The sequence below is a fragment of the Burkholderia sp. FERM BP-3421 genome (assembly GCF_028657905.1).
Lineage (GTDB): Bacteria > Pseudomonadota > Gammaproteobacteria > Burkholderiales > Burkholderiaceae > Burkholderia.
The window spans coordinates 2,478,585-2,495,127 of record NZ_CP117781.1 but is presented as its reverse complement, the minus strand read 5'-3'; the positions used below and the strand labels follow the sequence as shown (position 1 = coordinate 2,495,127).

15 protein-coding genes and 1 pseudogene are annotated in these 16,543 nt (G+C 65.5%); 8 read left to right on the top strand and 8 right to left on the bottom strand.

Annotated elements, in window-relative coordinates; genetic code table 11:
- Positions 1–4: 4 nt before the first annotated feature.
- Positions 5–277 (bottom strand): metal/formaldehyde-sensitive transcriptional repressor, encoded by a 273-nt coding sequence (locus Bsp3421_RS13840; protein WP_028206235.1) that lies wholly within the window; start codon positions 275–277, stop codon positions 5–7.
- 158 nt (positions 278–435) lie between these two features.
- Between Bsp3421_RS13840 and Bsp3421_RS13835 the strand changes: the two genes are divergently transcribed.
- Positions 436–663 carry a hypothetical protein gene (locus Bsp3421_RS13835; protein WP_273996504.1) on the top strand — a complete coding sequence of 76 codons (228 nt, stop codon included), beginning with the start codon at positions 436–438 and terminating at the stop codon, positions 661–663.
- A 174-nt stretch (positions 664–837) separates the two neighbouring features.
- Here the strand turns inward: Bsp3421_RS13835 and Bsp3421_RS13830 are convergent, their stop codons facing one another.
- The 6 genes from Bsp3421_RS13830 to Bsp3421_RS13805 form a co-directional block, all read right to left on the bottom strand.
- A complete protein-coding gene (locus Bsp3421_RS13830) occupies positions 838–2,058 on the bottom strand; it encodes an ISL3 family transposase (protein WP_273998400.1) in 1,221 nt (406 codons plus the stop codon).
- Between the two features lie 166 nt (positions 2,059–2,224).
- Positions 2,225–4,942: an aconitate hydratase AcnA gene (gene acnA, locus Bsp3421_RS13825; protein WP_273996503.1), complete on the bottom strand. Its 2,718-nt coding sequence runs from the start codon at positions 4,940–4,942 to the stop codon at positions 2,225–2,227.
- 50 nt (positions 4,943–4,992) lie between these two features.
- Positions 4,993–6,444 (bottom strand): bifunctional 2-methylcitrate dehydratase/aconitate hydratase, encoded by a 1,452-nt coding sequence (locus Bsp3421_RS13820; RefSeq protein ID WP_273996502.1) that lies wholly within the window; start codon positions 6,442–6,444, stop codon positions 4,993–4,995.
- A gap of 16 nt (positions 6,445–6,460) precedes the next feature.
- The gene (locus Bsp3421_RS13815; protein ID WP_273996501.1) at positions 6,461–6,970 is read right to left on the bottom strand and encodes a hypothetical protein; all 510 of its coding nucleotides are present in this window, start codon (positions 6,968–6,970) and stop codon (positions 6,461–6,463) included.
- A 165-nt stretch (positions 6,971–7,135) separates the two neighbouring features.
- Complete coding sequence (locus Bsp3421_RS13810; RefSeq protein WP_273996500.1) at positions 7,136–8,140, bottom strand: HpcH/HpaI aldolase/citrate lyase family protein; 1,005 nt, start codon at positions 8,138–8,140, stop codon at positions 7,136–7,138.
- Positions 8,141–8,283: 143 nt separating this feature from the next.
- A complete protein-coding gene (locus Bsp3421_RS13805; protein WP_273996499.1) occupies positions 8,284–9,267 on the bottom strand; it encodes a malate dehydrogenase in 984 nt (327 codons plus the stop codon).
- A 298-nt stretch (positions 9,268–9,565) separates the two neighbouring features.
- Between Bsp3421_RS13805 and Bsp3421_RS13800 the strand changes: the two are divergent.
- From Bsp3421_RS13800 to gltA, 7 genes and pseudogenes are all read left to right on the top strand, one after another.
- Positions 9,566–10,385: pseudogene (locus tag Bsp3421_RS13800) on the top strand (GntR family transcriptional regulator).
- A gap of 157 nt (positions 10,386–10,542) precedes the next feature.
- Positions 10,543–10,959 carry a succinate dehydrogenase, cytochrome b556 subunit gene (gene sdhC, locus Bsp3421_RS13795; RefSeq protein ID WP_273996498.1) on the top strand — a complete coding sequence of 139 codons (417 nt, stop codon included), beginning with the start codon at positions 10,543–10,545 and terminating at the stop codon, positions 10,957–10,959.
- A gap of 4 nt (positions 10,960–10,963) precedes the next feature.
- Positions 10,964–11,332 carry a succinate dehydrogenase, hydrophobic membrane anchor protein gene (gene sdhD / locus Bsp3421_RS13790; protein WP_273996497.1) on the top strand — a complete coding sequence of 123 codons (369 nt, stop codon included), beginning with the start codon at positions 10,964–10,966 and terminating at the stop codon, positions 11,330–11,332.
- Between the two features lie 4 nt (positions 11,333–11,336).
- Positions 11,337–13,112, top strand: coding sequence for a succinate dehydrogenase flavoprotein subunit (gene sdhA / locus Bsp3421_RS13785; protein ID WP_273996496.1), 1,776 nt, complete (start codon positions 11,337–11,339; stop codon positions 13,110–13,112).
- Between the two features lie 21 nt (positions 13,113–13,133).
- Complete coding sequence (locus Bsp3421_RS13780) at positions 13,134–13,835, top strand: succinate dehydrogenase iron-sulfur subunit (RefSeq protein ID WP_273996495.1); 702 nt, start codon at positions 13,134–13,136, stop codon at positions 13,833–13,835.
- Position 13,836: 1 nt separating this feature from the next.
- Positions 13,837–14,109 carry an FAD assembly factor SdhE gene (locus tag Bsp3421_RS13775; protein WP_273996494.1) on the top strand — a complete coding sequence of 91 codons (273 nt, stop codon included), beginning with the start codon at positions 13,837–13,839 and terminating at the stop codon, positions 14,107–14,109.
- Positions 14,110–14,162: 53 nt separating this feature from the next.
- The gene (gltA, locus tag Bsp3421_RS13770) at positions 14,163–15,464 is read left to right on the top strand and encodes a citrate synthase (RefSeq protein WP_273996493.1); all 1,302 of its coding nucleotides are present in this window, start codon (positions 14,163–14,165) and stop codon (positions 15,462–15,464) included.
- 50 nt (positions 15,465–15,514) lie between these two features.
- Here the strand turns inward: gltA and Bsp3421_RS13765 are convergent, their stop codons facing one another.
- Complete coding sequence (locus Bsp3421_RS13765) at positions 15,515–16,495, bottom strand: AraC family transcriptional regulator (RefSeq protein ID WP_273998398.1); 981 nt, start codon at positions 16,493–16,495, stop codon at positions 15,515–15,517.
- Positions 16,496–16,543 lie beyond the last annotated feature (48 nt).

Sequence of the window (16,543 nt, the reverse complement as noted above, 5' to 3'; positions counted from 1 at the left end):
CCTCTTACTTGAAGTAGCTGTGGACGACTTCGATCAGCTGCTCGGTGCCGCTGCCGTGCTCGTCGTCCGGCTCGGCGTCGACGAGATGCGTCCGGATGTGGTCCTCGAGAACCACGGCCAGCAAGCCGTTCATCGCGCCGCGGCTGCTGGTGATGAGTTGGAGCACATCCATGCAGCCGCGCTCTTCTTCGAGCGCACGCTCGATCGCCTCGACCTGCCCCTTGATGCGGCGAACCCGGTTGAGGAGCTTCTGTTTCTCGCGAATCGTATGGCTCACGGCCTGCCTCCTGAATACGATAGGGGGCAATCTTACTTCGGATAGGGTAGGGGGGTATACGTTTACTTCGTGGATTCCGATTCCGCGCCTCGCGACACCTGAGGGCAGCCCGAATCGATGACGTGACGTTCTGCGAGGGACCGGGTGGGTGTCACCCGATGGCGGTGACGAGAGAGGCCCTGAGGATTGATCGGAAGGCGATGCTCGGCCTTGCAGGGGAAGCCGAGGTGCCTGCCGGTCACGCGGCAGGCGTCATCGATCGATTGTGCGACGTGGTCGGCCAGTTTGCCGCCAACGCCGAGAACCAGTTTCCGCGAGCAATCGCCGGAGATGCCCTGCGGACCATTCAAACTCGAATCGACGAGAACATCGACCTGCTCCGTTGAAGCAGCGCGGCCTTTCGATAGGGCTATGGGGGTGTCGGCAAGCGAAGCGTTCGAGGGTGGGCGGGTCAACGCCATCAAGGTCGTCGAACGCCGGGCTCATTGCCGACGCGACACGTTCTGTCTGAAGATCCGCGCTGCCTTCCCCGGTAATCCGCGATGAACCAAAAAAAAGGTTCATCGCGGATTACCGGGGAAGGCAGCGCGGATCTTGAGGAAGAAGTATTCCTCATCCCGGTAGCCGTAGGCCCGACGCTTGATGACCTTGATGGTGTTGTTGATGCCTTCGACGACGCTGGTATTGAGCGGGTGTTTGCAGCGAGCCAGAATGCCGTGCCAGTAGCTTTGCAGGCGTTCAGCGAACAGTTTGAGCGGCGTAATGCCGCTCTGCTGAGCCTGCCTGATCCATTGTCCCCATGCCTTCTGAGCCCAGGCGGGTCTCTGGTAGAACCAGAGTCGCTTGAGTTCATCGCGTAGCAGATAGACGCACAGCAACGGCTGGTTGGCTTCCAGCAGTTCATTCAGATGTACCGCCTGATCTGCCCGCAAGTTCTGGCGATTGCGCAGCAGCAGCCAGCGGCTCGACTTCAGTACTTTGCGCGCAGGACGGTCATGCCGAAGCTGATTGGCCTGATCGACTCGTACCCGGTCAATGACTTCACGTCCGTACTTGGCCACCACGTGGAACAAGTCATAGACGACTTCCGCCTGCGGGCAGTTCGCCTTGATTTCCAGCTCATAGGCGGTCGTCATATCGATGGCGACCGCCTCGATGCGCTCGGCAACGCCTTCGGGAAGCTGCTCGAAGAAGGCTCGGGCGGTTTCGCGTGAGCGGCCCTGGCCGATCCATAGCACTTGCCGGCTGATCGGCTCAACAACCACGGTGGCATAGCGATGGCCCTTGTGGAGCGCAAACTCGTCCATGGCCAGATACCGCACCTGTTCCCAATCCGGCTCAACAATGCTGGCTTGCAAACTGGCTTTGTCGATCGATTTGACAGTGTGCCAATTCAGACCATAGAACGCAGCAACAGCCTGTACGCTGGCGGACTTCAGCAAGATCTCGCAGGCCTTGGCAAAGCGGGCAGTGACCCGTTGGTAACGCCCCAGCCAATCCAGCCTCTCCAACCGAGGGCCGCCGCAGTGGTCGCACCAGACTCGTCGGCGCGGCACATGGAGCACCACCCGGTATTCAAATAAGGGCAGATCCCGCACCCGCCGAACGGTCGTCTCGTGAATCTGCTGGCACCGTTTGCCGCATTGCTCGCAGACCATCACTTTGCTGACCGGCTTGAGATACAGCGACAGGGTTCGGCTTGCCTCCGACGGCCATTCCACTCGCTCAACCCGGTAGCCCGTCCAGCATCCCAATGCCTGTAGTGCTTTGCGATCCAGCAATTTGGCCTCCAACGCCCGTTTCCACTGGCGTCAGATTACCAACTGCACCCAAAGCTTCCACGGTTTCCCGCGATGAACCAAAAAAAAAAAGCCCGGCGGAGCCGGGGCGTCAAATCGGCCGCGCACCGCCTTGCGGAGGCACGCGGCACCTGCAAAAGCAGGGCGCTTAGGCTGCGAGCAGCGAGCGCAGCACGAACGGCAGGATCCCGCCGTGCTTGTAGTAGTCGACTTCGATCGGCGTATCGATGCGCAGCAACACCGGCACGCGCTTCGTTTCGCCGTTCTTGCGATGGATCACCAGCGTGACGTCCTGCTGCGGCTTGAACGCGTCGCCCAGATCCTCGATGTCGTAGGTCTCGTCGCCGGTGATGCCGAGCGACTGGATGCTGTCCGCACCCTTGAACTGCAGCGGCAGCACGCCCATGCCGACCAGGTTCGAACGGTGGATCCGCTCGAAGCTGCGTGCGATCACGGCCTTCACGCCGAGCAGCTGCGTGCCCTTCGCCGCCCAGTCGCGCGACGAGCCCGTGCCGTACTCTTCGCCCGCGAACACGACGGTCGGGGTGTCCGCGCCGACGTACTTCATCGCGGCGTCATAGATCGACAGCTGTTCGCCGCTCGGCTGGTGGATCGTCAGGCCGCCCTCGACGCGCGAACCGTCGGCCTTCGCCGGGATCATCAGGTTCTTGATCCGCACGTTCGCGAAGGTGCCGCGCATCATGACGTCATGGTTGCCGCGACGCGAGCCGTAGCTGTTGAAGTCGGCCTTCTGCACGCCGTTTTCCTTCAGCCACTTGCCGGCCGGCGAATCTTCCTTGATCGAGCCCGCCGGGCTGATGTGGTCGGTCGTCACCGAGTCGCCGAAGATGCCGAGCGCGCGCGCGCCCTGGACGGCGGCGATCGATGCGGCCGGCTCCATCGAGAAGTCGTTGCCGAAGAACGGCGGCTCCGCGATGTAGGTCGACTTCGGCCAGTCGTAGACTTCGCCCGTCTCGCCTTCGATCTTGCTCCAGAGGTCGCCCTTCTTGGTCAGCTTCGCGTAGTTCTCCTCGAACTTCTTCGGGTCGAGCGCGAACTTGAGCAGCGCATGGACTTCCTCGCTCGTCGGCCAGATGTCGCCGAGGTAGATGTCCTTGCCGCCCTTGCCCTGGCCGACCGGCTCGGTCATCAGGTCGCGCGTGATGTTGCCCGCGATCGCGTACGCCACGACGAGCGGCGGCGACGCGAGGAAGTTCGCGCGGATGTTCGGGTGGATCCGCGCTTCGAAGTTACGGTTGCCCGACAGCACGGCCGCCGCGACGATGTCGTTCTTGACGATCGCTTCGTTCAGTTCCGGCGTCAGGTCGCCCGCGTTGCCGATACAGGTCGTGCAGCCGTAGGCCGCGACTTCGAAGCCGAGCTTCGCGAGGTAGGGCAGGAGGCCCGTCTTCGTCAGGTATTCGGTGACGATCCGCGATCCCGGCGCGAGCGAGGTCTTGATCTTCGGGTCGACCGTGAGGCCGGCCTCGACCGCCTTCTTCGCGAGCAGGCCGGCCGCGAGCAGCACGCTCGGGTTCGACGTGTTCGTGCACGAGGTGATCGCCGCGATCAGCACGTCGCCGTTCTTCACCTTCACGTTGTTCGAGGTTTCGTACTGCGCGCCGAGGTCGTTGGCCTTCTTCGCGAAACCGTTGTCGGCGACGGGCTTCGAGAACAGGTCGGTGAAGGTCGACTTCACGTGGCCGATCTCGATGCGGTCCTGCGGACGCTTCGGGCCCGCGAGCGACGGCGCGACCGTGGCGAGGTCGAGCGTGAGGGTCTTCGTGTAGTCGATCTCGCCGGCCTTCGGGATGCCGTACAGATCCTGCGCCTTGAAGTACTTCTGGAACGCGTCGATTTCCGCCTTGGTGCGGCCCGTGCCCTTGAAGTAGTCGATGGTCTTGTCGTCGACCGGGAAGAAGCCCATCGTCGCGCCGTATTCCGGCGCCATGTTCGCGATCGTCGCGCGGTCCGGCAGCGCGAGCGTCTTGGTGCCTTCGCCGAAGAATTCGACGAACTTGCCGACGACCTTCTCCTTGCGCAGCATCTCGGTGATCGTGAGCACCAGGTCGGTGGCCGTCACGCCTTCGCGCAGCTTGCCCTTCAGCTCCACGCCGACCACGTCCGGCGTCAGGAAGTACACCGGCTGGCCGAGCATGCCGGCTTCCGCCTCGATGCCGCCCACGCCCCAGCCGACCACGCCGATGCCGTTGATCATCGTGGTGTGGCTGTCGGTGCCGACGAGCGTGTCCGGGTAGTACACGGTGTCGCCGCTGTCAGCCTTCTTGTGCACGCCGCGCGCGAGGTATTCGAGGTTCACCTGGTGGACGATGCCGACGCCCGGCGGCACGACCTTGAACGTGTCGAAGGCCTGCATGCCCCACTTCATGAACTGGTAGCGCTCGTTGTTGCGCTGGAATTCCAGCTTCATGTTCAGGTCGAGCGCGTCTTTCTGGCGGAAGTAGTCGATCTGCACCGAGTGATCGACGACGAGATCGACCGGGACCAGCGGCTCGATCTTCTTCGGGTTCTTGCCCGAGCGCTCGGCCACGCCGCGCATCGCGGCGATGTCGGCCAGGAGCGGCACGCCGGTGAAATCCTGCAGCACGACGCGCGACACGACGAACGGGATTTCGTCGACGCGCTTGCCGTTCGGCTTCCAGTTCGCGAGCTGCTCGATATGTTCTTCCGTGATCTTCTTGCCGTCGTAGTTGCGCAGCACCGATTCGAGGACGATCCGGATCGAGACCGGCAGCCGTTCGATCTTGGTCTTCAGTTCCTTGCCGAGCTTCGGCAGCGAGTAGAACTTGCCTTTACCGGAACCGGTGTCGAATTCCTTGAGGGTTTTGTGGAGGTTGTGGGCCATGGTATTTTCCTGGGTTTAAGGCGAGGAAAGAAACTCCGTACTGTTGACGGCTAGATCACGTACAGATCGACGTATTCATTGACCGGCATCGCTTCGAGCTTTGCCTGGTCCAGCGACACGTCGAGAATCGCTTGTTGCTGCTTGGGTGGGAAACGGCGCGCGAGGTTGGCGCGGAACTTCCCGACCAGCAGCGGGATGCCTTCCGCACGTCGCCGGCGGTGGCCGAGCGGGTACTCGACCGTCACCTCCGCCAGCGTCGTTCCGTCGTCTAACTCGATCGTCAGCGCGTTCGCGATCGAGCGCTTGTCCGGATCGTGATAATCCTTCGTGAACTGCGGGTCTTCCACGCAGGTGATCTTCGCGCGCAGCGCGTCGATGCGCGGGTCGCGCGCGACCTCGTCCTCGTAGTCGGCGGCCGTCAGGCGGCCGACCAGCAGCGGCACCGCGATCATGTACTGGATGCAGTGGTCGCGGTCGGCGGGGTTCGCGAGCGGCCCCGTCTTGTCGATGATGCGCAGCGCCGCTTCGTGCGTGCGCACGGTGATGCGCCGGATCGTCTCGGCCGGCCGGCCGAGCGCGGCGAGCTGCGCATGCAGCGCGAGCGCGGCTTCGGCCGCGGTCTGCGCGTGGAATTCGGCCGGAAACGCGATCTTGAACAGCACGTTCTCCATCACGTAGCTGCCGTACGGGCGCTGGAAGCGGAACGGCTGGCCGTCGAACAGCACGTCGTAGAAGCCCCAGGTCGGCGCGCTCAGCGCAGACGGATAGCCCATCTCGCCCGTGCGCGCGATCAGCGCGAGGCGCACCGCGCGCGCGGTCGCGTCGCCCGCGGCCCACGACTTGCGCGAGCCGGTGTTCGGCGCGTGCCGGTAGGTGCGCAGCGCGTGGCCGTCCACGATCGCGAGCGACACCGCGTTCAGCAGCTCGTCGCGGGAGAGGCCCAGCAGCTGGCCGACCACGGCGGTCGAGGCGAGCTTGACGAGCAGCACGTGGTCGAGGCCGACGCGGTTGAATGAATTCTCGAGTGCGAGGCAGCCCTGGATCTCGTGGGCCTTGATCATCGCGAGCAGCACCGCCTTCATCGCGAGCGGCCGGCGGCCCGCGGCGACGGCGCTGCGCGACAGCCAGTCGGCCGTCGCCAGGATCCCGCCGAGGTTGTCGGACGGATGACCCCATTCGGCGGCGAGCCAGGTGTCGTTGTAGTCCAGCCAGCGGATCATCGCGCCGAGACTGAAGGCCGCCTGCACCGGATCGAGCTGGTGCGAGGTGCCGGGCACGCGCGCGCCGTGCGGCACCACGGTGCCGGGCACGACGGGCCCGAGCAGTTTCGTGCAGGCGGGGTAGGACAGCGCCTCGAGCCCGCACCCGAGCGTATCGATCAGGCAATGGCGCGCGGTTTCGAGCGCGAGCGCACTGTCGATACGGTAGTCCAGCACGTAGTCGACGAGGTCGACCAGCACCGGGTCGAAATCGGGACGCACGTTCGGAAGCGGGGCGGACATCGGGCGGGCCGGCGGCTTAGTTGCCCGGCTTCAGTTCGTTCGACTGGGTCGGCGCCGGCGTGCCCTGCGCCATCTCGGCGGTCTTGCACTCGTCGGCGAGGCGGCTGTCGTCCTTGTCGCTGAACAGCATGCCCTTGGTCGGGATCACGACCAGCTTGAGGCCGCTCGCCGGATCGTAGAACACGTCCGCGCCCGTCGTGGTCGTCTGGCGCGGCAGCTTGTAGTTCTTGTTGGCCCAGTGCACGGTTACGATCTGGTCGCGCTTCATGTCGCCGGCGAGGTCGTACGACAGACCTTCCTTGCACGACCACTTCACCGCGCCTTCCGGCATCGGATCGACCTTGGCCGCGGCGGCCGCGCGAGCCTTCTTGCTGCGCGGGATCAGCTGCTTCTTCGGCGCCGGACGCTTGGCGGTGGCTTTCTTCGTCGCAGTCGTGGACGATGCCTGCGCGAATGCGCTCGGGGCCGTGACCAGCATCGTGGCGGACAAGGCGCCGATGGCGGTGGCGATCAGCAGTTTCTTCATGGAGTCAGAACCTTTCGTTTATCAGTTAACAAGGGCGGACGGAACGCGTGCCCGCCGGGTTGAACTGCACGCGCCCCGTAAGCGCGCAGCGGCCGCTATTTTCGCCTATTTGGCCGCACTTACAGCAAGTTTTCGACCGGTTATCGCATGCGCACAACGCCTGTCTCAACCGTGCCCGCCCGCCGCCGCGCCGAACCATGGCGCGGCCCCTGCGGGCAGCGGCCGGCCCGCCGCATGCGCGCGGCGCAGCACCGACCAGTAATAGCGGTAGCTCGCGCGGTCGTGCAGCGCGTCGCCGTGGCGCGTCGGGCCCCAGTCGGCCGCCTGCGCGGCCAGCAGGATCGCGGCGGCGAGGGCGACTTCGTCGTGGCGCGGCGCGAACGCGGCGACGATCTCGGGGATCTGCGCCGGATGGATGCTCCACATCCGCGTGAAGGCGAATTCGTCGCGTGCGCGCCGCGCGTCGTCGGCGACGACCCGCATCTCGCGCACCTCGGTGCTCACGTTGTGCGACGGCGTCTTGCCGTGCGCATGGCAGGCCGCGGCGATCTCGAGCTTCGCGCGGCGCACGAGCGGATGCTCGAACTGGCCGGGCGAGCGCATCGCGCTGTCGGGAATCGCGCCGTGGTGGGCGGAGACGAAATCCATCAGCCCGAAGCTCAGCGTCGAGACGCCCGGCAGCGCGGCGATCTGGTCGACCTGCCGGAGCGCGCCGTGCGTCTCGATCAGCACGTCGATCGGGATCGGCTGCGCGATGCCCAGCTCGCGGCGCGTGCCTTCGATGAACGCGCACATCTCGGCGGCGTCGGCCGCGCCGCCGACCTTCGGCAGCGCCAGGTGGGCAGGCGGGCGGGCCGCGCGCAGGATGGTGCGGACGTCGTCGCGCCAGTGGGGGTGGGTGAAGTCGTGGATGCGCGCGCCGACGCGGCCGAACCGGTTCGCGTCGCTGCCGAGCAAGGCGGCGACCCGCTCCGCATGGGCGGCTTCCTCGCCGACGGCGGCGCCGTCCTCGCAATCGAGGGTGAGGTCGAAGATCGGCCCCAGTTCCGCCTGCAGCGCAAGCGACTTGAGCATCAATTTTTCGCTGCCCGCGTAGTGATCGCAGCAGGGCAGGATCGTGGGGGGCGAAGCGCCGTCGTACAGCACTTCAGCGGGGGTGAGCGCGGACATCGTTGTGCTTCGGATCTAGACCAGCGTGAAAAAATCGGATTCGGGCGGGCTCTGGCGGGCGCGAGGCGCCGGCAAAGCCCGTTCGGATCGGATCGGGGGCGGCGCGCCCGGGATCGCCCGGACGCGCCCGGCTTGCAACCGGCTTACTTCAGCAGGTGCGCGACGCCGTCGCGCTCTTCGAGCAGCTCGGCGAGCGTGCCGTCCATCTTCTCGCGCGAGAACGCGTCGATTTCGAGGCCTTCGACGCGCTTGTATTCGCCGTTTTCAGAGACGACCGGCACGCCGTAGATGATGTCTTCGGGGATGCCGTACGAGCCGTCCGACGGGATGCCCATCGTGACCCACTTGCCGTTGGTGCCGAGCACCCAGTCGCGCACGTGGTCGATCGCCGCGTTGGCCGCCGACGCCGCCGACGACAGGCCGCGCGCCTCGATGATCGCCGCGCCGCGCTTGCCGACGGTCGGGATGAACGTATCGCGGTTCCACACGTCGTCGTTGATCAGCTTCAGCAGCGATTCGCCCTCGGCGCTCGCGAAGCGGAAGTCGGGGTACATCGTCGGCGAGTGGTTGCCCCACACGGCGAGCTTCTCGATCGACGCGACCGGCTTGCCCGACTTGGCGGCGAGCTGCGACAGCGCGCGGTTGTGGTCGAGGCGCAGCATGGCCGTGAAGTTCTTCTTCGGCAGGTCCGGCGCCGACTTCATCGCGATGTACGCATTGGTGTTGGCCGGATTGCCGACCACCAGCACCTTCACGTCGCGGCTGGCGACTTCGTTCAGGGCCGCGCCCTGGACCGTGAAGATCTCGGCATTGGCGGACAGCAGGTCCTTGCGTTCCATGCCCTTCGAGCGCGGGCGGGCGCCGACCAGCAGCGCCACGTCGGCGTCCTTGAAGGCAACCTTGGGATCGTCGGTGATCACGACGCCCGCGAGCAGCGGGAACGCGCAATCATCGAGATCCATCACGACGCCTTTGACGGCGGCTTGGGCTTGCGGGAGGTCGAGCAGTTGCAGGATGACCGGCTGGTCCTTGCCGAGCAGGTCGCCGTTCGCGATGCGGAACAGCAGCGAGTAAGCGATCTGACCTGCGGCGCCGGTGACGGCAACGCGCTTTGCGGGCTTAGCCATTGAAAATCTCCAGGACGATGAGCGTGGGACGCTAGGAAAAACGCCATTCTATGCGCGTTATGTGTCGCGTTGCTTTTAAAGCAGGGCGGAGGAGTCGCGGATGCTGGCGCGATACGCCTGAAGACAGGACGAGGCGCGAGGCCCGGGACGCGCTTTGCAGCCCGCGAACCCTTGCTCGCCCCGGAGTGTAGGAGCCGGGCCCGCCAAAGTCAAACGGTATCTTATGTCTTATATAAGACAGATGTTTTGCCGGGAATGAACTGGACGTAAAACCCGGGTTTATGTTGAAATGCGCGCCATGACATCGAACCAGGCGAACACGGCAAATCCGGGCGGCGCGGCCGCCACGGGCGCGGCGGCCGGCCAGGGCGGCGGCGAAGCCGCGCCCGCGCCGTCGCCTTCGCCGACTTTCAGCCCACTCTACCAGCAGATCAAGGCATTGATCACGCAGGGCCTCGAGACGGGCGAGTGGAAGCCAGGCGAGATCATCCCGAGCGAGGTCGAGCTGGCGGCCCGCTACAAGGTCAGCCAGGGCACGGTGCGCAAGGCGATCGACGAACTGGCGTCGGACAACCTGCTGGTGCGCCGGCAGGGCAAGGGCACCTTCGTCGCGACCCACAGCGAGGAGCGCGCGCAGTTCCGCTTCCTGCGCCTGCTGGCCGACGACGGCGTCGAGCACCCGCACGTGAGCCGCCTGCTCGAGTGCCGCCGGATGCGCGCGCCCGCCGAGATCGCCCGTCAACTCGACCTGAAGCCCGCCGACCCGGTCGTGCAGGTGCGCCGCCTCCTCGAATTCGACTCCGAAGTCACCGTGCTCGACGAAATCTGGCTGCCGGGCGCGATGTTCCGCGGCTTGACGTTCGAACGCCTGAGCGAGTACAAGGGGGCCGCTCTACGCGATGTTCGAGAGCGAGTTCGGCACGCGCATGATCCGCGCCTCGGAGAAGATCCGCGCGGTGGCGGCGGAGCCGTGGGTGGCCGAGATCCTGAGGGTGCCTTCGGGATTTCCGCTGCTGTCGGTCGAGCGGGTGTCGTATACATACGGGGATCGGCCTGTGGAAGTGCGGAGGGGTTGGTATGTCACAACCGGGTACTACTATCAGAACGACCTGAGCTGATTCGGGTGCGGGCCGACGGCGTTCCCACGCGCCAAGCAGGTTCCGGGCCGCCTTTGTTCCGCGTCGCGCAACGATCCCGAGCGGGTTTTCGCTGCAGCGCGGTATGAAAAGGCGCTAAAATTACAGATTAGTGTGACAACATAGTAGGGGGTCTAGCATGACTGATGCAGTAAGAAAACCGAGACCGGAGTACCGGAACATCGGCTTCGGCGACATCACGCTCAATTATCGGTTGCCGCTCGCAGCCAAGCTTTCGATTCTTCACCGGGTCAGCGGCGCCTTGCTGTTCCTGGCGCTTCCATTCCTGCTGTACCTCTTCGACCAGAGCCTCACCTCCGAACTCAGCTTCGAGGTATTCAAGGCCTTCCTCTCCAACATCGTCGTCAAGCTGATCGTGCTCGCGCTCGCATGGGCGTTCCTGCATCACTTCTGCGCCGGTGTCCGCCACCTGCTGATGGACGTCAGCCACGATGCGGTCACGAAGGAAAGCGGCAAGCGGACGGCGGTCGTCGTGTTCGTCGTGTCGATCGCCCTGACGGTCGTCGTCGCGCTCAAACTGTTCGGAGCATTCTAAGAATATGTCAGCCCCCAATCGAATCGGTTCGAAGCGCCTCGTCGTCGGCGCGCACTACGGCCTGCGCGACTGGCTCGCGCAGCGCGTCACCGCCACCATCATGGCGATCTACACGGTGATTCTGCTCGCCTGGTTCTTCACCGCGCGCGACTTCTCGTATGAAGGCTGGGCGTCGATCTTCTCGACCCAGTGGATGAAGCTCGCGACCTTCGTCACGCTGCTCGCGCTGTTCTATCACGCGTGGGTCGGCGTGCGCGACATCTGGATGGACTACGTGAAGCCCGTCGGCGCGCGCCTCGTGCTGCAATCGCTGACCATCGTCTGGCTGCTCGCGAGCGCGGGCTACGCCGCGCAGATTCTCTGGAGAGTTTAAAAGAATGGCTGCAATCAAAACTTCCCTGCCGCGTCGCAAGTTCGACGTGGTGATCGTCGGCGCGGGCGGCTCGGGGATGCGCGCGTCGCTGCAACTGTCGCGCGCGGGCCTGTCGGTATGCGTGCTGTCCAAGGTGTTCCCGACCCGTTCGCACACGGTTGCCGCGCAAGGCGGGATCGGCGCGTCGCTCGGCAACATGAGCGAGGACAACTGGCATTACCACTTCTACGACACGATCAAGGGCTCCGACTGGCTCGGCGACCAGGACGCGATCGAGTTCATGTGCCGTGAAGCGCCGAACGTCGTGTACGAGCTGGAACACTTCGGCATGCCGTTCGACCGCAACGCGGACGGCACCATCTACCAGCGTCCGTTCGGCGGCCACACCGCGAACTACGGCGAGAAGCCGGTCCAGCGCGCGTGCGCGGCGGCCGACCGCACCGGCCACGCGCTGCTGCACACGCTGTACCAGCAGAACGTCGCGGCGAAGACGCAGTTCTTCGTCGAATGGATGGCGCTCGACCTGATCCGCGACGCGGACGGCGACGTGCTCGGCGTGACCGCCCTCGAAATGGAAACGGGCGACGTCTACATCCTCGAAGGCAAGACCACGCTGTTCGCCACGGGCGGCGCGGGCCGGATCTTCGCGGCGTCGACCAACGCGTTCATCAACACCGGCGACGGCCTCGGCATGGCGGCCCGCTCGGGCATCGCGCTGCAGGACATGGAGTTCTGGCAGTTCCATCCGACGGGCGTGGCGGGCGCGGGCGTGCTGATCACCGAAGGCGTGCGCGGCGAAGGCGGGATCCTGCGCAACGCGAACGGCGAGCGCTTCATGGAGCGCTACGCGCCGACCCTGAAGGATCTGGCGCCGCGTGACTTCGTGTCGCGCTCGATGGACCAGGAAATCAAGGAAGGCCGCGGCGTCGGTCCGAACAAGGACCACGTGCTGCTCGACCTGTCGCACATCGGCGCCGAGACGATCATGAAGCGTCTGCCGTCGATCCGCGAGATCGCGCTGAAGTTCGCGAACGTCGACTGCATCAAGGAACCGATTCCGGTCGTCCCGACCATCCATTATCAGATGGGCGGCATCCCGACCAACATCCACGGCCAGGTGGTCGGCACGTCGCGCGACCACAAGGAGCCGGTCAACGGCTTCTACGCGGTCGGCGAATGCTCGTGCGTGTCGGTGCACGGCGCGAACCGCCTCGGCACGAACTCGCTGCTCGACCTCGTGGTGTTCGGCCGCGCGGCCGGCAACCATATCGTCGAGCACGTGAAGAACCAGCGCGACCACAAGCCGCTGCCGGCCGATGCCGCCGACTTCGCGCTCGAGCGCCTGAACAAGCTCGACAAGTCGTCGTCGGGCGAGTACACGCAGGATATCGCGAACGACATCCGCGCGACGATGCAGAAGCACGCGGGCGTGTTCCGCACCTCGGCGCTGCTCAAGGAAGGCGTCGACCAGATGGCCGGCCTGAAGGAACGTGCCGAGCACGTCCACCTGAAGGACAAGTCGAAGGTGTTCAACACCGCGCGCGTCGAGGCGCTGGAACTGGCGAACCTGATCGAAGTGGCCCGCGCGACGATGGTGTCGGCGGAGGCCCGCAAGGAAAGCCGCGGCGCGCACGCGCACAGCGACTACGAACACCGCGACGACGAGAACTGGCTGCGCCACTCGCTGTGGTACAGCGAAGGCGACCGCCTCGACTACAAGCCTGTTCAAATGAAACCGCTGACGGTCGAATCCGTGCCGCCGAAGGCACGTACGTTCTAAGCCGAGTCCAAGGAATCCGAAATGGCCAAACGCATTTTTGAAATTTACCGCTACGATCCGGACAAGGACGCCGCACCGCGGATGCAGACGTACGAGCTGGATCTCGAGCACGAGCGCATGCTGCTCGACGCGCTCGTCAAGCTGAAGGCGGTCGACGAGACGCTGTCGTTCCGCCGCTCGTGCCGCGAGGGCGTGTGCGGGTCGGACGCGATGAACATCAACGGCAAGAACGGTCTTGCCTGTCTGACGAACCTGAACGACCTGCCGCAGAAGATCGTGCTGCGCCCGCTGCCGGGCCTGCCCGTCGTGCGCGACCTGATCGTCGACATGACGCACTTCTTCAACCAGTACCACTCGATCAAGCCGTACCTGATCAACGACGCGCCGCCGCCCGAGAAGGAGCGCCTGCAGTCGCCGGAAGAGCGCGACGAACTCGACGGCGTCTACGAGTGCATTCTGTGCGCGAGCTGCTCGACGTCGTGCCCGAGCTTCTGGTGGAACCCGGACAAGTTCGTCGGCCCGGCGGGCCTGCTGCAGGCTTACCGCTTCATCGCGGACAGCCGCGACAACGCGACCGCCGAGCGCCTCGACAACCTGGAAGATCCGTACCGTCTGTTCCGCTGCCATACGATCATGAACTGCGTCGATGTGTGCCCGAAGGGCCTCAATCCGACGAAGGCGATCGGCAAGATCAAGGAACTGATGGTTCGCCGCGCGGTTTGACATGGACGATCCGTCGCACCAGTCCAACCCGCACCGCCGCGCGCGCCTTCGCTGGCGCGCGCGGCGCGGCCTGCTGGAGAACGATCTCATTTTCGAGCGTTTCTTCCGCAGCCACGAGCATGACCTCACCGATGCAGACGTGGGCGCGCTCACGCGCCTGCTCGATCTGAGCGACAACGACCTGATGGACTTGCTGCTCGCGCGCAGGGAACCAGAAGGCGACCTTGCAGGCCCGGATGTGTCCCGGCTGCTGGAGATGCTGCGCAGTGCCTGACCGCGCTGCTCCGTTATCGAATCCCGTTTCTAATTTTCGATTGAGGATGTGCCATGACTCCGTCTGATGTAAAAGCCACGCTATCGTTCAGCGATAACTCGCCGAGCGTCGAACTGCCGATCTACAAGGGCACGATGGGCCCGGATGTGATCGACATCCGCAAGCTGTACGGCCAGACCGGCAAGTTCACGTATGACCCGGGCTTCATGTCGACGGCGTCGTGCAATTCGGCGATTACCTATATCGACGGCGACAAGGGCGAGCTGCTGTATCGCGGCTACCCGATCGACAACCTCGCGCAGAACGCCGACTTCCTCGAGTCGTGCTACCTGCTGCTGAAGGGCGAACTGCCGAACGCCGCGCAGAAGAAGGAATTCGTCGACACGGTCACGAAGCACACGATGGTGCACGAGCAGATGCACTTCTTCTTCCGCGGCTTCCGCCGCGACGCGCACCCGATGGCGATCCTGGTCGCCGCGGTCGGCGCGTTGTCCGCGTTCTACCACGACTCGCTCGACATCAACGATCCGCGTCACCGCGAAGTGTCGGCGATCCGCATGATCGCGAAGCTGCCGACGCTCGTCGCGATGGCGTACAAGTACAGCACCGGCCAGCCGTTCGTGTATCCGAAGAACTCGCTGTCGTACAGCGCGAACTTCATGCACATGATGTTCTCGAACCCGTGCGAAGAGTACAAGGTCAACGACGTGCTGGTGCGCGCGCTCGACCGCATCCTGATCCTGCACGCGGACCACGAGCAGAACGCATCGACCTCGACCGTGCGTCTCGCCGGTTCGTCGGGCGCGAACCCGTTCGCGTGTATCGCGGCCGGTATCGCGTGTCTGTGGGGCCCGGCGCACGGCGGCGCGAACGAAGCCGCGCTGAACATGCTCGAGCAGATCGGCTCGCCGGACAACATCCCCGAGTTCATCAAGCAGGTCAAGGACAAGAACTCGGGCGTGAAGCTGATGGGCTTCGGTCACCGCGTCTACAAGAACTACGACCCGCGCGCGAAGCTGATGCGCGAGACCTGCTACGAAGTGCTGAACGAGTTGGGCCTGCACGACGACCCGCTGTTCAAGCTCGCGATGCAGCTCGAAAAGATCGCGCTGGAAGACGAATACTTCGTGTCGCGCAAGCTGTACCCGAACGTCGACTTCTACTCGGGCATCGTCCAGCGCGCGCTGGGCATCCCGACCTCGATGTTCACCTGCATCTTCGCGATGGCCCGCACGGTCGGCTGGATCGCGCAGTGGAACGAGATGATCGCCGATCCCGAGCAGAAGATCGGCCGTCCGCGCCAGCTGTTCATCGGCGAGGCGCCGCGCGAAGCGAAGCCGATCTCGGCGCGCTGAGCATGAGCGGGCCGCGCGCGAGCGCGGCCGGTCGCGAACACCCCGACGGTTCACGCCGTCGGGGTGTTTTTTTTGCGCGCGGCGGCGCGGTCGAGCGAGGGCGGGCGCCTGTCGAGATCGGCCGGGCCGGGCTCGGCGGCGTGCGCCGCGAAGCTCTGGCGGTAGGCGCGCGGAGTCATGCCGCGCGTCGCGCGGAACTGGCGGTTGAAGTTCGCGAGGCTCGGAAAGCCCGAGCGCGCGGCGACGAGCGCGATCGGCCAGTCGGTCGCGCTCAGTCGCCGGGCCGCGTGCGCGACGCGAAGGCGTTGCAGGTAGTCGCGGATGCGCGTGCCGACATGCTGTTCGACGCGGCGTTGCAGCGAGCGCGTCGAGCAGTGCGCGGCGGCCGCCAGTTCGGCGAGGCACAGCGGCTCGTGGAAGCGGCGCTCCAGCACGTCGAGCACGCGCTCGAAGCGTTCCGCTTCGGGCAGCGCGTCAGGCGCGCAGGCGGCCGCGAGCGGCGTGGCCGCGGCGTCGGCCAGTTCGGCGAGCGTGTCGAGCGCGGCGGCGAGCCGCACGCGCGGCGCGGGCGAGAGCAGCGCGGGCGAGAGCAGCGCGGGCGAGAGCAGCGCGGGCGAGAGCAGCGCGGGCGAGAGCAGCGCGGGCGAGAGCAGCGCGGGCGAGAGCAGCGCCGCGCAGGCGGCCGGATCGAAGCTCAGGCCCGGCGCCGCGCGCCGCAGCAGGCTGCCCAGGCCAGCGTACTCAGGGCAGCAGTCGGCGACCCGGCGCGCCCGGTCGCCGGTGAACCACAGCGCGAGGGCAACCTGCGGCGCGGCGGCGTCGAGGCGGGCGTTCGAACGCCAGGTATGCGGCAGGTTGGGCGGGACCAGCACGAGATCGTCGCCCGTGTAGTCGGCGACGTTGTCGCCGACGAAGCACCGCCCGCGGCTGTTCAGCGTGAGCGTCAGTTCGTACTCCGGGTGCTGGTGCCACTCGAACGGGATCGCCGCGAGCTTGCGGTGATAGATGCGGATCGAGCAGTCGTCCGGAATCGCGACGCGTTCTTAGGCGGTTTCATCGGCCCGGATTCCCATGACGGT

Coding starts and splice junctions, on each gene's coding strand:
- gltA (WP_273996493.1), top strand. CDS start 14,163: ATGACTCCGTCTGATGTAAAAGCCACGCTATCGTTCAGCGATAACTCG.
- sdhA (WP_273996496.1), top strand. CDS start 11,337: ATGGCTGCAATCAAAACTTCCCTGCCGCGTCGCAAGTTCGACGTGGTG.
- Bsp3421_RS13780 (WP_273996495.1), top strand. CDS start 13,134: ATGGCCAAACGCATTTTTGAAATTTACCGCTACGATCCGGACAAGGAC.
- Bsp3421_RS13820 (WP_273996502.1), bottom strand. CDS start 6,444: ATGTCCGCCCCGCTTCCGAACGTGCGTCCCGATTTCGACCCGGTGCTG.
- Bsp3421_RS13775 (WP_273996494.1), top strand. CDS start 13,837: ATGGACGATCCGTCGCACCAGTCCAACCCGCACCGCCGCGCGCGCCTT.
- Bsp3421_RS13805 (WP_273996499.1), bottom strand. CDS start 9,267: ATGGCTAAGCCCGCAAAGCGCGTTGCCGTCACCGGCGCCGCAGGTCAG.
- sdhD (WP_273996497.1), top strand. CDS start 10,964: ATGTCAGCCCCCAATCGAATCGGTTCGAAGCGCCTCGTCGTCGGCGCG.
- sdhC (WP_273996498.1), top strand. CDS start 10,543: ATGACTGATGCAGTAAGAAAACCGAGACCGGAGTACCGGAACATCGGC.
- acnA (WP_273996503.1), bottom strand. CDS start 4,942: ATGGCCCACAACCTCCACAAAACCCTCAAGGAATTCGACACCGGTTCC.
- Bsp3421_RS13810 (WP_273996500.1), bottom strand. CDS start 8,140: ATGTCCGCGCTCACCCCCGCTGAAGTGCTGTACGACGGCGCTTCGCCC.
- Bsp3421_RS13815 (WP_273996501.1), bottom strand. CDS start 6,970: ATGAAGAAACTGCTGATCGCCACCGCCATCGGCGCCTTGTCCGCCACG.
- Bsp3421_RS13835 (WP_273996504.1), top strand. CDS start 436: ATGGCGGTGACGAGAGAGGCCCTGAGGATTGATCGGAAGGCGATGCTC.